Origin of the sequence: Octadecabacter algicola, from assembly GCF_021532625.1 — a bacterium.
GTDB classification, from domain to species: domain Bacteria; phylum Pseudomonadota; class Alphaproteobacteria; order Rhodobacterales; family Rhodobacteraceae; genus Octadecabacter; species Octadecabacter algicola.
In genome coordinates, this window is record NZ_JAKGAR010000002.1 from 399,825 (window position 1) to 413,939 (window position 14,115).

Here is a 14,115-nt window from a genome sequence, read left to right on the forward strand (position 1 = left end):
CTAATGACCTCTGTTCTTATTTCTCCTGCTGAGCTTGCCGAAATGTCGGACGACGACATCGTCGTTATCGACACGCGCGCGCCTGAAGCCTTTGCTGCCGGCCATATTTCCGGCGCTGTGAACTTGCATGATATTTTCACCTATCTTGCGACTTCGGATGCTGCGGGCATGACCGAGCTAACCCAAAAATTCGCAGACGCTTTTGGGGCCGCGGGCCTTGATGGCACAAAGACCGCCGTCATCTACGAGGAGTCCATGAACACCGGATTTGGCCAATCTTGTCGCGGGTATTTTCTCCTTAGTTATCTTGGTTACCTTAACATAAAAGTACTGCACGGAGGTTTCGCTGCATGGGTTGCGGCTGAAATGCCCGTAACGACCGATGCTATATCGCCTGCACCGTCGTCCTTTAACATCGATCCCGATGCGGCGTCGCTGATGTTGACCGTTGAAGACATGAAAGACGCCCTTGAGGCACCAGATGTGGCTCTCTTGGATGTGCGCGACGTGGATGAATGGGTCGCTACAAGCTCGTCCCCGTACGGTCCAGATTTCTGCCCCCGTAAGGGTCGTATTCCAGGCGCTGTTTGGATTGAATGGTACCGAATGATGAAACCAACAGCGGACGGTCCGATGATGAAATCTGCGGATGAGGTCCTTGCAGAATGCGCGTCGGTCGGGATCACGACCGAAACGCCAGTCTACTTGTATTGCTTTAAGGGCGCGCGGGCGTCCAACACGTTTCTGGCCCTGAAAGAAGCGGGCGTGAAAGACGTGCGCATCTACTTCGGATCGTGGAACGAATGGTCGCGCGATATGTCTCTACCGATTGACGAAGGACTGCCCTTTGCCAGCGCCTAAGATCATAGATTACTATTTTGCACCAATGTCGGGTTATGCCTACCTCGGGCATGCTCGGCTCTTGGAGATTGCCGCAGGAGCTGGGGCGCTGGTTCGGTATCATCCGCTCAATATGCTCAAGGTTTTTGCCGCCGCCGGGTCATTTCCACCTGCGAAATACCCTCAGGTGCGCCAAACCCATCGAAAGGCAGATATGGCGCGTTGGGCCGAGGAGCTAGGAGTGCCAATCAATACCACGCCCGCTTTTTGGCCGGTCCCGATGGAGCTTGCTTGCTCGGTTATTGTGGCCGCAGGGGCCTTGGGAATTGATCAAGGTAAGGTGACAGGGGCCATTCTCTCGGCTGTTTGGGAAAAGGACCTTAACATCGCGTTAGAAAGCGATCTGCGCAAAGGTCTGATTGGGGTCGGGCTGGATGCTGAAAGTGTTTTGGACAAATCGGAAACGCCCCAAATTAAAAATATAAGTCAAAAAGAAACCGAAGACGCCATCTCGTTAGGTATCTTCGGCTCCCCAACTTATGTCGTCGACCAGAACTGGTTTTTCGGCCAAGACAGACTAGATTTTTTACATAGCGATCTCTCGAAATAGGATCACAGTCAGATACTCCGACCTCGGAGATATGCTCTACGGCTTCAAAATTCACTACCCCACCCTAGGCGGTAAAACGCTTCAGGCCAGCTATGATACACAATTGTCGGTTATCGACGCTCCATGTTCTCGAAGCGGACTTTAGTTGCGATGCAGAAATGCGGTAAAGTGGGCTCAAAGCTGACATACGCCGCATCCACCGACTTAGCCAGTTCGGGCAAGGTCGCTCACGGCCCAAACCCAGTTCCGTCAACAAAAGTTGTCATAAATTCTACTACCTTAATTTAAAGAAAAAAATTCACCATCCAAGATCAAAAAACTGATTGCGTTGCGAGCGCCGCGATCATCATAGATGCTTGCACTTAGGTGTATCGCCGCGTCTAGAGTTCCACTTGCTATTGACGATCTCAAGTTTCTGATCTGCGCTTCAGCTGCAGGCGATAGAGCACCCACTGTAAACGTACTCAAATAAAGCCCTAATGAAGACACCTGAAAAGTAGCAGTTTCGATCTCGAATATACAGCGTGTCGAACCTCTATAAATCTGAACGACAGCCAGGTTATCAGCCGAAAGTGAAAATATTTTTCCGCCAACTTCAAGTACTGGAACCTCCGCCTCAATTTGCCTTACCCAAATTGAATATTCATCCATCCAAGGTTCATAGAATTCGTATTGAGCTTGAATGAATCCGTCCTTGCCTGAACATTCGTTAAAACTATCTGAGTTGTTATTATTCGCGATAGAGGCAACTTGCGTGCAGCCGATTAAAAGCTGTACGGCGGCGAACAAACCAGCGATTGTCTCGGGAAACCGTCTCATCTTTAGATCCCTTTAAATGACCACAAATTTTTTGCCGATTATCACTCACGAATATATCCCTCACGAATAAAGTAATCAAAAAATTTAGAACCTCTAGGAGATTGAAGCACCGACCAGTTCTCGTAATCCGTCTAGAAAAGGTTCCTCTTTCCGCAAAACATATGTTCCTTAGATAGTTGGGCTTCCCAGAGACAAAAAAGCTCGGTTTGTTTCGCCATACCCACCTGGCCTGTCATGCAACATTTTCTTGAAAGTTCCCTGGTGTTCTAAAAGATTGCCTTTCGCCCCCCTCCGACCCCATTTCCGAAACTTAACTTGACGCGTTTAAGAACATCCATACACGTACGGGCACCGATTTCTTGACTATAGCACCATACTCAGGACATTTGCCTACGCCCGCGTTTCCACCATGAGCAAGAAACCGAAACCCATATCGCAGAGAGTTTAGCCGCTGTTTTTTTGTGGAACGGACCGACGCTCACTCCGTTTGAACACGCATAGCTCAAATCAATTGAAAGCAACGGGAAAGGATCAAACGAAAGACATTCGAAACGGGACGCTTGCATCACAGACAACGCGCCGCATAATCAAACCAACCAGATCGGCCAAACTCTCTCGTCGTTTGGGTAGCCATTGGTTCCAAAAACTCTGACGACGGACAGACATTGAAATTGCAGGGAAAATTCTCCAACTTCGAGGCAACTTTGCCCCGTTTTTCAAAATTTGTGATTTGCGGCCTGCTTGAAATTTCTAATGATCGCTTAAGCTGCTGTAGATATCATATTCCGCTCAATCCGAGTCGTTCTCTGCACGTCGCTCTGCTTTCAACGCGCGGCTCGGTGGGCAGACTTCCTGGATGAACTTTGCTAAAGTTCCGCCGAGATTATCAGCCTGCATTCCGTACTTCACAAACTGACCTTCTCGCTTCTTCCAAATAAGGTCCGCAGATTCTAGGATCGAAAGGTGCTTAGAAATAGCGGGTTGCGACATATCAAAGCGTTCAGCAACGACGCCAGCAGTCAATGGTCCCTCAGAGAGATACGCCAGTATCCGGCGCCGCGTGGTTGACGCTAACGCTTCAAACACTTTGTCAGGGCTTGACATGAATTCACCTTTTAACTTATTAGTTATATATCTAACAATGTATTCCTTATTCTTGGGAGTTTCAAGATGTACTTGCATGCTACGGATCGTGTGTTTCCCAACAGCCAAACCAACGCGGTGCAGGGCACCATTTATTGGGACGCACTGAAGTCAATTTGGCTTCTCAGCATGATCGCAGGGGGCATAATTGCAATCGTCTTGGTCCCAAGTTGGAGCGGATTCATGTTGTTCCTCGCAACAACAGCAATCACAGTTTGCGCTGGCCATTCGGTCGGTATGCATAGGCTCCTTATTCACAAGTCATTTCATACGCCTAAGTGGCTGGAATACACTCTCGTTTGGCTTGGAACGCTTGTTGGTATGGCGGGGCCGTTTGGTATGATCCGCGCTCATGACATGCGTGACTGGCACCAGCGCCAGTCTGTTTGTCCTCCACACCCAAGCCATGGTGCGGGTTTTTGGCGTGACGCATGGTGGCAGATGCATTGCCGGTTCGATCTCGATAATCCCCCACATTTTGAAATTGAGGCCGAGATCGCAAATGACCCTGTCTATCGTTGGATGGAGCGCCACTGGATGGCGCAGCAGCTCTTTGTCGCTGTGCCGCTCTTCAGCCTTGGCGGCATTGATTTTGTGCTATGGGGAGTTTGCTTGCGTGTTGCGGTTTCGCTGAATGGTCATTGGCTCGTCGGTCACTTTGCACACAAAACCGGGCATCAAGGATGGACCGTCGAAGGCTTGCCGGTTCAAGGTTTTAACCTGCGGGGCCTTGGGTTGGTTACTTTTGGAGAAAACTGGCATTCCAACCATCATGCATTCCCGCATTCGGCGAAGCTTGGCATTGAGAAGGGACAGCTTGATCCAGGCTTTTGGTTTATCAAAGCGCTCGAGACTCTTGGTTTAGCAGACGCAATTCTTGGGCCAACAGACCAACCCGAACGTGATGGTCTCACAAGGGTTGAAAGAAAAGAATTCGTTACGTCGGAACCATCAATAAAAGGCCTCAACAAGCGGATTGTTGAAATCACAGGTTAACCAAAAAGGGGGCATATGTACGGCCCGCAGCATATGTGACTCAGGGCTCCAAGCTGACGTTTGCCGCGATAAGAACGAAAGGCCGCAAAAAGCCCGTCAGATTCGTATTACTTCTGATCTGTTTATGCCCACCGTTAGGTGTACCGAAGGCGTGATTGTTTCGACCGTAATGCGCCGCGCTGCGAGGGGAAGCGGTGGTGGGATGCGAAGTGGCGCAAAAAGGGGCGGATTGCTCCGCCCCTGTCCGTCAACTCGCGTGGGACTGCGAGGGTCAGACCCACTTGGGAATGCAAACCCGCGACTTAGTTGAAGTTGTAAACCACGGACACACCGAGTGTGTTTTCGCCATCAGAGAAGCTGTTGTCGGTCAGATCGTTGAACCGCGTAGCATAGGATGTCCGCAGAGCCATTGTGTCAGTCAGTGCGACGTTCAGTGCCAAGTCATTGGCAATAGTTGTCGCAAATTCCGAGTAGATCACATCGGTATCGTTGGTCAGATAGACGCTGTCTGTCAGGCTCACGAAAAGGTTAGACGACACAGAGGCCGCAGCTTCGTTGACTTTGGCGCCACCAACAACTTCGGCAGCACGATAACCGGGACCAGCTTGCACGGACCATTGAGTGTCAGCGCTGTTGAAGATCCGGTAACCCACACCGACCCCAGCAAAGATGTCTTGAGTGTATTCGTCCGCAGTTGTTGTTTGCTTGTCAATTGAGAGGTCGGCTTGGCCGTAGGCAAAGACCCGATCAGACAGGTTACGCCGGTAGTCGACGCCAGCCAACAGAGTGTTTTCTGTGATTGTTCCGTTCTCTTCGCCGTAGACGTAGGACGCGTTTGTGTCGATGCCGTTCACGCCATCAAACCAACCGTAACGCAGGCCAACACCGAGGTCGTTGGAAGTGTCTCCATCGTTGGACGTCGCAGTGTAACGCAGAGCAACCGAGCCGTAGTCGCCAATTTCGCGGCCTTCGGTGCCGAACGCGCTTAGATCGCGGTCCTGATCGTCTTCCATTTGTTCCTGCAGGTCGTCAACTGCGGTTTCCGCAGCGCCTACGTTGTCGAAAGCTGTTGTTTGAGCGGCAACGGAGGATGCAGCGAAGCCAGCGACGAGCGCGGCAATGAATGTATTCGTGTTCATAGTGGTCTTCCTTTCCCAAAGAAGGTGACCCAGACCTCTATTCGGACTGACAATCAGTGCCGTTCATCGAGGCGGGAGCATTTCTGCTGAGGGAGAGATAGGACTCGCTTATGTATTAGTGAAATTCAAAATAATTATTCTTAAGAAGAGTTTTTCTTATGTATCAAGTTGTGTATTTTCACCAAGCACTTCAATATCTTCGCCATCGTTTAGATCCCGCAACCGGTCAACAACCGCATGACTTTCGACATCTGCGGCCTTGGCAGTGGCGACAAGTTCGGATTGCGCCAGCTGGCGCAGCTCTGCATCAAGGTCTTCGCGCCATACAGCCCAGATCGGATAGGGGAACCGCGGCGCCTCTGGCACGAGATACAACTCGCCTGAGTCGAGGTAGGTTTTGACGTAGCGGGCGGGCAGGAAGGCGGCGGCTTCGCGGTTCTTGATGTATTCCGCCACCATCGCGCCCAATCCAAAGCTAAGGCCGGTATTGGTCAAGTTTGGCAAGGCCAGAGCATGGGCGCTGATAAATTCAGAACCCCAATCGACAAACACATACAAAGGTTCAATCGTGTCCATCGTCGTGCCCCTGACCGAAGATACGAGCACCAGTTCTTCGTCCATGACCTTTTGCGCCTCAAGACCCGGGCGCAGCTGTGGCATATACATTAGTCCCACATGCATCACCCCTTCGATCAGGAACCGCATCAGGCGATCGGGCATGCCCAGCTCGGTGCGGATATTGAGATCGGGGGCGGCCTCTTCCAATCGGTCCAGCCAACGAAACCCAAGGCGCGGCCAAAGGGAATACTGTGCGCCAATGGTCAGCGACCGCGTGAACCCTTCTGGAATGGCGACCTGCTGGCGGGCTTCCTCCCAGATGCGGATCATCGACAAGGCGTAACGTTCAAATTCACGCCCAGCCGCCGTGAGTTCCGCCCCTGCGCGGCTACGGGTGAACAGCGGCTTTCCCAGCGTGTCTTCGAGGCGGCCAATGCGCAAGGAAACAGCGGATTGGGTGACGAACAAACGGTCCGCTGCATTCACAAAGGACCCAGTGGCGGCCACTTCGAGGAAGGTTTTAAGCAATGAAATGTCCATGGGTTTCCCTGCGATGCTTTGCCAAGCTTAACAAATACTCACTCTAAACACAATTATTTTGAATTTCACTTATGGGTGGTTGCGCCCTAAATCTTTCGTCAGCGCCCGATACTGGGCCTTACTTCTTTGGGAGAAGAACAATGAATAAGACACTGATGATCGCCGTATTCGCGGCACTGACCTTCACTTCGGCATGTGGCACAGCACAAGGCGTAGTGAGCGACGTTTGGGGCGCTGGAAAATTTGTCGCCCGTCAGGTGGGCGGCGACTGATTGGCCTCTATCCGTCGCAAAAACAGAAGCCTGATCCAATGAGAGATTGCATCAGGCTTTTCTGTCCGGTGCCAGCGCCGTTACGATCGTGCGGTGTAGCTTCGCTGATAAATGCTCGGCTGAAAGTAGGACGCACTCAAAGCCATTTCAGGTATCTGAAAGCTAGGAATAAAATTAGACCGATTAGAATTGATCCAACCGTAACCACCCAGAACCCATAGGCCGCTTCTACACCCGGCATGCCGCCAACATTGATCCCGAACAGGCCCGTCAAAAAGCCAAGCGGGAGGAAAATTGCAGCCACAACAGATAGTACATAGCTGTTTCGCCCCAAGGCCGATGCATGCATCACATCGAGCTGATCCTGTATCGCCTGCAAACGGTCTGAAGTTGAATCGAGTTCTTCCATAGTACGTAGGCTTTGATTGGCTGCCTCTTGCAAAAGGCCCGCGTAGTGCGGATCGAGCGGCCAAGCTCGACCATTGCTGAGCTCAGAGATCGCTTGGCTTTGCGGTCGGACAAACCGCCTCAATTTGATCACGCTGTGTCGCAATCCCGCGAGAACCGACACTAAGGTTGATGAGGCTTGTAGTGCCTCCTCCTCCAGTGCGTCGGTATTTTCTACTAGTTCAAGAGACACCTGTTCGATCCGTTTCGTCAGGCCGAAAGCGAGCTCGGCCAAAAAAGCGGAAACTGTAGCCGGTGCCTTACCAGAAACCATTTGCTGTCGGATCGCGTCAACAGCCCAAATTTTGCGAACGCGGGCGCTGATGATCAAGCCTTCAGTTACCCATAACCGTACAGAAACCATATCGTCAGCATCCGCGCCGGGATTCAAATTTACTCCCCGCAAGTTTAGGATCAGCCCGCCTTCAATTCGGTCGCACCTTGGCCGCGTTTCCGCTTGGATCAGCGCACTCACAACCGTTACGGGCAGCTGACGGGTTAGCCATTTTTCAAGCGCAACGTCCGTCGCGTCAAAGTGTAGCCAAATGTAACCAGCTGATGCTGAATGTTCTTTCAAGTCTTTTGGTAGTGGGATCGCTTTAGGCAAGCCATCAGCCGAAACGGCAAAAGCACAGATTGGTTTTGGGTCTTCTTCAGGCATTTTATATCCTACAATAGACAGCTGTTTTCACGCATATGGCATTTGCCTATTTTGAAGCAAGAATTGGTTAAGAAATGGCTTATCTGTGCTTTGCAAAGCATCCGATGACCAGGCCAGCAAGAGGTTACCAGACTAAGTGAAATGAAAAGCGGCGCCGCGGTGCGGAGAATGGCCGCTATGAACCCAAAGTGACAAATGCTGCGATCTGTACGAATGTCATCTTTGGCGACTAAGGTCCCGCCAGAATGACTTTCGCATGCCGGATCGGGCTCGACCAACTCAGCTTGGTGCTGGCCCAGAGATTTGCAGCAACGCCATTGTTGGAAAGTACGCAGATGACCTGCGCGCGGTGGGGACAAACATAGAGTGCGCAGGTCGAACCGGCGGTTCCGCCATTGGCGAGGATGATCTTCGGGTTCGCTATGTCCTGCCTCACCGACAACCACCCATGACATTGCGCCGTCGGTTCTATGCTCCCACGAGGGCCCAAGCCGATATGTGGCTCGGTTGAACGCAAGATGGCGCGATCCAGCGGCGTTTCTGGCGCGTTGCAGGCCCGGATCACCGCATCGGAAAACCGAGCAAGGTCGCGAGCCGAAGACCGTAAGATACCGGCGCCAGCCAGAGCGTCGAAGGTCCAAGGCGTAGCAGGCCTTCCGTTTGTATATCTTGGCTGCATGAAACGCGTGCGCTGCTCGTCACTCATTTCACCCGTTGTGTCGCAAAGGCCGAGTGGGTGGATCACCTTGGCAGCCAGCAATTCGGTGAAAGGTTCGCCCATCGTAATCGACATCGCCTCTCCCAGTAGCCCATACCCAAGGTTTGAATAACTGTGGCGCAAATGGGTGCCGCGGTCTTTGCCCCGCCACTTCTGCAGCCAGTCAAGCAAATCCGTCCGTGTGAAGTTCGCATAGGGGCCTTCAGGCTGCTGTTGGAACAGGGCCTTCCAGATAGGAACGTAGATGTTAGGCAGGCCACTGGTGTGAGAGGCCAAACGCTCTGCCGTGATCGAGTGCGGCACATCCTTGAACATGTCTGACATCTCGGCAAGGGGCGCGCACGGGTCAATTCTTCCCTCTTCGACCAGCACGCACAGCAAAATGGCGGTGAAGACTTTGGTGATCGAGCCAATCTCGAAGATGAGGTCGTTCCACGGCGCCCCTGTCTCGTTTGGACCCGATCCCACGATGTTGCACCTGCTGTCTCTCAAGTGAAACGCCACGACTGTGTGCCGAGGCCCTTTATAGGGCTCCATCATGCCGCGGAGCTGCGATGCTTGATCAGTCATGGCGTCATCGGTTCAAAAGTCTGGCGAACCATTTCAAAGCCATCTTCATCGTGAGCCCTCATGTTTTGCGATCATGCGCAGCACTTCGAACATGAAGCCAATGGGACGACGTGGCGCGTCAGTTTGGTTGAAGGTTCCGATCAGGTAGATATCCGGTTCCGGCGCATAATAGGCAAAGGACCCGCTGGCACCGGAATGCCCGACCAGTTCGGGCGTTGCGCGAAACAAGGTCGTCCATAGCGGCAGCTTTATCCGCATCAAGCCGTAGCCATATTGCATAGGAAAAAAGAGCTTGTTCCACTGGCGCATTTGCGCGGCCGTCTGGGGCTGGAATAGCTGGTTTTGCATAAAGGCGCGCAAGAAGATCATCATCTCGTCCAAGGTTGAGATGATGCCACCATCTGGTCCCATGCTGGCCAGGATCCGCGGAATATTGAGCATCCTGTCTTCATGGTAGACGGGAAGGCCAACATCCGTGCCATCCAATACCCCGGTTTGCGTCAGCCCAAGCGGCGCGCAGATACGGGTCTTAAGCATCTCATCAAAGCTCTTGTCGGTCACGCGCTCGATCACCGCTCCCAGAAGCTGGAAATTCGTGTCGGAATAGTAGGATCGCCCGCTATCTGGCGCGGCTTGGGGCGGCAAGGCGCGCGTCATCTGTAGCACGTCCTTCAGCCCATAGCTGCGATCACGGCCCGCCTTCAAATCCGATGCCAAATCGCTTTCGTAATAGTCAGCCAGGCCCGAGGTTTGATGGAGGAGATGTCGGATAGTTAAGCTTGCGCCATAGTCCATGTCCTTCACCACATGCAGACCAGAAAGGTCGACATCCGTCAGGATGTTCTGAACCATCTGATCCAGCTCGATTTGGCCCTCTTCGGCCAGTTGCATAATCAGCGTTGCGGTGAACATCTTGGCGATGCTCGCAATTGGAAAGCCTGTGTCGGGCATGGCATCACCGGCACTGCCTTTGAAATCGACATGGCCATCGCCGGATTGAACGCGGAGGATTAGCGCATGAGTGTGGGCCTTGTTGCATTCCTTTTCGATCAAGGCTTGCAGGTCCTGGTCGAGGGTCATTGATCTGTTCCTTTCGTTCCTCGACGCCTATCAGGCGTTGTTTGGCTGCAGGATGAGCGTCAGGCCAATGGCGATGAACCATGCAATCGCCCCGAGCCCAAAGACGGCGCCTGCCGTGTCACCAAGGACTGGGATCAGTGTCAGCAACCCACCTGCACCGGTCAACAGGCCGAGGCCAACGGTCATTTTGCCAAGGCTGCGGCCGATCCATCCGGCGATGCTCACACCGCCAATCCAGACTCCCCCGGCGATTTCGTTGCCGCCGCCCAGGCCCAATTCGACGGCGTGCAAGGTTTCCCAAAGTGTCACAGCGCGTTCGAAATCGGTGGGCGCGAGAAGGGCTGCCCGTTCCACCGCGACATTGGCAATCATACCAGCCCCAATCACAAGGGTCGCCCAGATGAGGCCAAGGGCGAAGGTTACAGCCGCCCAATCTGGTGTGTTTGCGCGTAGTCGTGTCTGAATGGAGACAACCAAAACGGCCAAAGCCAGCGCATTCACGATATAGATGACGCTATTCCACAGGATCAGCAGCCCAGCATTGCCCTCAATAAATCCAACGACAGCCCGTGCGTCGATGCTACCTGTCCCGAAACCCAAAGGTGCGAGCACCGTGACCAGAAGGGCAAAGCCGAACATATAAGTAGCGGCACAGGTGAGGCCCGCGAGGCCTCCGATGGTTTGAAGTTTCATGGGTCGTCTCCAATAGGTTCGTTCGAGGATCGGCGTTCCTGAACCAGCAATGATTCAAAATGATCCGCCAGTCTGCGTGTCCCAGACGGCGGCGCGGTCATATTCATCCCTCCCGCCGTTAGAAAGAACTGGGCCGGCCCGGCAATACGGCGAGGTGCAACCCGAGGCAGAAGCCGCAGCGCGAGACGGCGGAGGATGTCCGGCAGATATGTGATGCGAGGCTGTTTCTCCAAAACGTCAAAGCAAAGTCTGGCGAGGTCCCTTTGGGTCAAGGTTTCTGGCCCGCCGATGTTAGCCCAAGCGGCACCGTCTTCAACGGCGTTGAAAATCGCTGCGGCTAGATCAGCGCCGTGGATTGGGTTGATCCTGTGTTGCCCGTTGCCGAACAGCCAGACGCGGCCTGCCTTCGCCATTGTCAGGAAATCGGCCATGTCAGAAAAGTATCCGGTGGGCGCGATGACCGTCGATTGGATGTCAGACGTTTGAAGTTTGCGAACAAAGGCCGCTTTGGCCGCGACCAAAGGCACATGTTCCATGCGATCCGCGTTGAGAACATGAACGAAAACAAAACGCGCAACCTGGCTGTGCAGCGCTTCTTCCATCAGGTTCACATTGGCCTGATAGTCCACATCCCAATACCCGACCCCGTCCGTTTGGCGCGTGATCCCCAATGCAGAGACCACCAAATCAATGCCTTCCATCGTTCCCGACAAGGACTCAGGCCAAGTGGCTTCCGCTTCAATGACCCGATCTGCGGCCAAGTCACCGTGATGGCTGCTATTTCGAGCCAAGGCCGTCACATGCCAGCCGCGAGACTGGTACTCTTTGCACAGAAATCGGCCGAGATAGCCAGTCGCCCCTGCGATGAAGACGCTTTTCATTGTTCATGCCTCCGATGCTGCGGCTAGCGATCAAACGGATCGGTTCGGAATTTTCCAACGTGAGTGAAGGTCAGACTGCTGTTGGCTTGCGGTGGCAGTCCGACGTCTTTTCTCAGGTGATCCGATCCGGAGTAAGGTTGGGGTAGCTCTGTATGAGCTACCCCAGTGAGGAGTTGATAGAGCGCCTCGAAGCGATGCGCGCGAAGGCGAACGATGTTTGCCATGAGCTTTCCCCTATCCAACAACCCGGTGGCCACGGCCACGCAAGCATTTGAGAACGATGGCTTCCCGCCGTTCATTGGCATTGACCGCACCAGCAGCTCCTCCGGCGAGCGCGCCGACAATTGCACCACCCAGAGCGTCACCCCCGTCATCAACTTCGCCCAGAACAGCGCCGGCACCTGCCCCCATGGCGGCGGCACCGAAGGTTTCCTGATCAAACTGGTTCTGGTTGCGGGCGAGGGTTTGGCAGGCAGCCAGATCAGCTTGGAAGGCTGCCGAAGGCTGACCGTCTAAGATGGGCCGATAATTTGCCCCGCTGTCTGCGCAGGCCGTGACTGCAAGAACAGCAGGAATTACGATTAGATATTTCATAGGTTAGTTCCTTTTTAACATTTTGGCGCCGCTTTTGCTGGTCAGTCCCCAGCGCTTCATTGGCGATGTAAAAAGAAATAGGGCACGTCTTGCGCCTGCTTCGACCGGACAAGCTTGCCCGCACGTTCGAACAAGCTGGATCGAACCTCCAAGAGTCAAATGCCTTAAAATCCAGGAGCTTGGATAGAGGCGAATTGTGGTATCCAGCGCGTTCAGCCAGTGGATCAGAACGCCCACGGCACAGTCATGGCTTGTGGGTGGTTCGCCACTGGGACGGAGTTTGATCGGTGACCTTCTTGAAACTGGTGTTGAAGGTCGACTTTGCGTTGAAGCCGACGGCTTCGCTGATTTCAATGATTGTGTCATTGCTATTGATCAGCAAGTTGCAAGCATCACGGATGCGGCATTGGTTCACGTAGTCATAGAACGACATGCCGATTTTGGTGTTGAGAACCTCTGATAGGTGAATGGGTGGGATGGCGATCTCGGCGGCTAGGCCGCGCAAGTTCAGGCCATGATCGCGCCAAAGCTGTCCGTCCGCCATTCGCTTTTCTAGCCGCGCGGCGTAGCGGTTCATGTCCGCCTCCGTAAGCCCCGAGCGAGCATAACGGGAGTATGGTTTGCCTTGCTGGGTGGGCTCGTTCGGCACAAGTGCATCTTCAAGAACCGCTTCGGTCCACTCCGGAAGGGGCGGATTCGCCCGCAAGGCAAAGATGCCGAAGGAAACCGGCATGACCACGTCGAAGAACAATGACCAGATGCCGTCCCGAATGGGGCGCTGACCCAGAAGTTGTCCAATCTCGTCAGCAATAACGATGAGCGCGATGATCAGGATCGTTGCCACCAAGCCGTCAAGCCAGCGCAGGGTCTTACCTTCGAGGTCTGAGAACACGTCGCGAATATTCCGTTTGTGCAGGATCAGCCGCCGGATGCAGATTGCGCCGTACACAATAAGGATGATGACCCACAGGATCCAAAACGCCGTCTCGCCTGTGTCGATGAGCGTTTGGTGCCCGTCTGTGATGTCGTCAGGCGCGAGGCCAAGCCGCACCTCTCCCGGTAAGATGAGGGCTGGGGCGAGGCAAAGTAACCCGGTGAGAAAGGGCACAAGATGGACCAGATCGGCCCGGACCAGCTTGGGCGCCGCGCTGGTGAGCGCTCGAACATAGAAGTAGAGCGCGACCATGAAGCCCGGAATGATGACATCATTCCACCGATAGAGCGCAGGAGGGCCATTGAATGTGTCCGAATAGGCAAAGGAATTTAGGCCGTCGCTGATGTTAACCGTGAAAAACGCGATCATCGCCCAGATATGCATACGGGGCGGGCTAGTGTCGCGCAGTCTGAGCATCAAACCCAGAAGCACGAATACCGATACTGCCAGCGCGCCTGCGACACCCAGATGTTCCCAATAAAGACCTGCGCGAATTTCCATCATCAATAGACCTCACATGAAATCCTTGTAACGTTTGCGCCGGAATTTCAAGGAAGCCGCGATAGGCGCAGCGCAAGCGACATGAACTTAAATTGGTTTTCGACGGCTGCCGACGTCAA

The 14,115-nt window shown here is 53.6% G+C and carries 15 protein-coding genes; 4 read left to right on the forward strand and 11 right to left on the reverse strand.

The features are described from left to right. The first annotated feature begins 3 nt into the window (after nt 1–3). Both L0666_RS08740 and L0666_RS08745 read left to right on the forward strand, forming a co-directional pair. The gene (locus L0666_RS08740; protein ID WP_235260509.1) at nt 4–861 is read left to right on the forward strand and encodes a sulfurtransferase; all 858 of its coding nucleotides are present in this window, start codon (nt 4–6) and stop codon (nt 859–861) included. Then, entirely contained in the window at nt 848–1,450 is a 603-nt protein-coding gene (locus L0666_RS08745; RefSeq protein WP_272492165.1) for a 2-hydroxychromene-2-carboxylate isomerase, read from the forward strand. The genes L0666_RS08740 and L0666_RS08745 overlap by 14 nt, the downstream gene beginning before the upstream one ends. A 279-nt stretch (nt 1,451–1,729) precedes the next feature. On the opposite strand, the gene L0666_RS08750 is transcribed toward L0666_RS08745, so the two are convergent. Together L0666_RS08750 and L0666_RS08755 are read right to left on the reverse strand one after the other, a co-directional pair. After that, nucleotides 1,730–2,269: a hypothetical protein gene (locus L0666_RS08750; protein ID WP_235260519.1), complete on the reverse strand. Its 540-nt coding sequence runs from the start codon at nt 2,267–2,269 to the stop codon at nt 1,730–1,732. 789 nt (nt 2,270–3,058) lie between these two features. Continuing rightward, a complete protein-coding gene (locus tag L0666_RS08755) occupies nt 3,059–3,373 on the reverse strand; it encodes a metalloregulator ArsR/SmtB family transcription factor (RefSeq protein ID WP_235260527.1) in 315 nt (104 codons plus the stop codon). Between the two features lie 66 nt (nt 3,374–3,439). On the opposite strand from L0666_RS08755, the gene L0666_RS08760 reads away from it, so the two are divergent. Then, a complete protein-coding gene (locus L0666_RS08760; protein WP_235260529.1) occupies nt 3,440–4,408 on the forward strand; it encodes an acyl-CoA desaturase in 969 nt (322 codons plus the stop codon). 302 nt (nt 4,409–4,710) lie between these two features. Here L0666_RS08760 and L0666_RS08765 read toward each other — a convergent pair whose 3' ends face one another. Together L0666_RS08765 and L0666_RS08770 are read right to left on the reverse strand one after the other, a co-directional pair. After that, entirely contained in the window at nt 4,711–5,547 is an 837-nt protein-coding gene (locus L0666_RS08765; protein WP_235260531.1) for a DUF481 domain-containing protein, read from the reverse strand. Between the two features lie 156 nt (nt 5,548–5,703). Beyond that, nucleotides 5,704–6,645, reverse strand: a complete 942-nt coding sequence (locus tag L0666_RS08770; RefSeq protein ID WP_235260544.1) for a LysR family transcriptional regulator — start codon at nt 6,643–6,645, stop codon at nt 5,704–5,706. A 140-nt stretch (nt 6,646–6,785) separates the two neighbouring features. Between L0666_RS08770 and L0666_RS17275 the strand changes: the two genes are divergently transcribed. Continuing rightward, nucleotides 6,786–6,917, forward strand: a complete 132-nt coding sequence (locus L0666_RS17275) for a hypothetical protein (RefSeq protein ID WP_272492166.1) — start codon at nt 6,786–6,788, stop codon at nt 6,915–6,917. Nucleotides 6,918–7,053: 136 nt separating this feature from the next. Here the strand turns inward: L0666_RS17275 and L0666_RS08775 are convergent, their stop codons facing one another. The 7 genes from L0666_RS08775 to L0666_RS08805 all read right to left on the reverse strand — a co-directional run bounded on the left by L0666_RS08775 (nt 7,054) and on the right by L0666_RS08805 (nt 13,999). Next, nucleotides 7,054–8,025, reverse strand: coding sequence for a zinc transporter ZntB (locus L0666_RS08775; RefSeq protein ID WP_235260545.1), 972 nt, complete (start codon nt 8,023–8,025; stop codon nt 7,054–7,056). 229 nt (nt 8,026–8,254) lie between these two features. Next, a complete protein-coding gene (locus L0666_RS08780) occupies nt 8,255–9,211 on the reverse strand; it encodes a serine hydrolase domain-containing protein (protein ID WP_235260547.1) in 957 nt (318 codons plus the stop codon). A 147-nt stretch (nt 9,212–9,358) separates the two neighbouring features. Next, on the reverse strand, nt 9,359–10,393 hold the full coding sequence (locus L0666_RS08785) for a serine hydrolase domain-containing protein (RefSeq protein WP_235260549.1): 1,035 nt from the start codon (nt 10,391–10,393) through the stop codon (nt 9,359–9,361). A gap of 30 nt (nt 10,394–10,423) precedes the next feature. Continuing rightward, on the reverse strand, nt 10,424–11,086 hold the full coding sequence (locus L0666_RS08790; protein WP_235260551.1) for a hypothetical protein: 663 nt from the start codon (nt 11,084–11,086) through the stop codon (nt 10,424–10,426). Next, the gene (locus L0666_RS08795) at nt 11,083–11,967 is read right to left on the reverse strand and encodes an SDR family oxidoreductase (protein WP_235260554.1); all 885 of its coding nucleotides are present in this window, start codon (nt 11,965–11,967) and stop codon (nt 11,083–11,085) included. The genes L0666_RS08790 and L0666_RS08795 overlap by 4 nt, the downstream gene beginning before the upstream one ends. Before the next feature lie 234 nt (nt 11,968–12,201). After that, a complete protein-coding gene (locus L0666_RS08800) occupies nt 12,202–12,561 on the reverse strand; it encodes a glycine zipper family protein (protein WP_235260556.1) in 360 nt (119 codons plus the stop codon). Between the two features lie 244 nt (nt 12,562–12,805). Then, a complete protein-coding gene (locus L0666_RS08805) occupies nt 12,806–13,999 on the reverse strand; it encodes a helix-turn-helix domain-containing protein (protein ID WP_235260558.1) in 1,194 nt (397 codons plus the stop codon). Nucleotides 14,000–14,115: the final 116 nt, after the last annotated feature.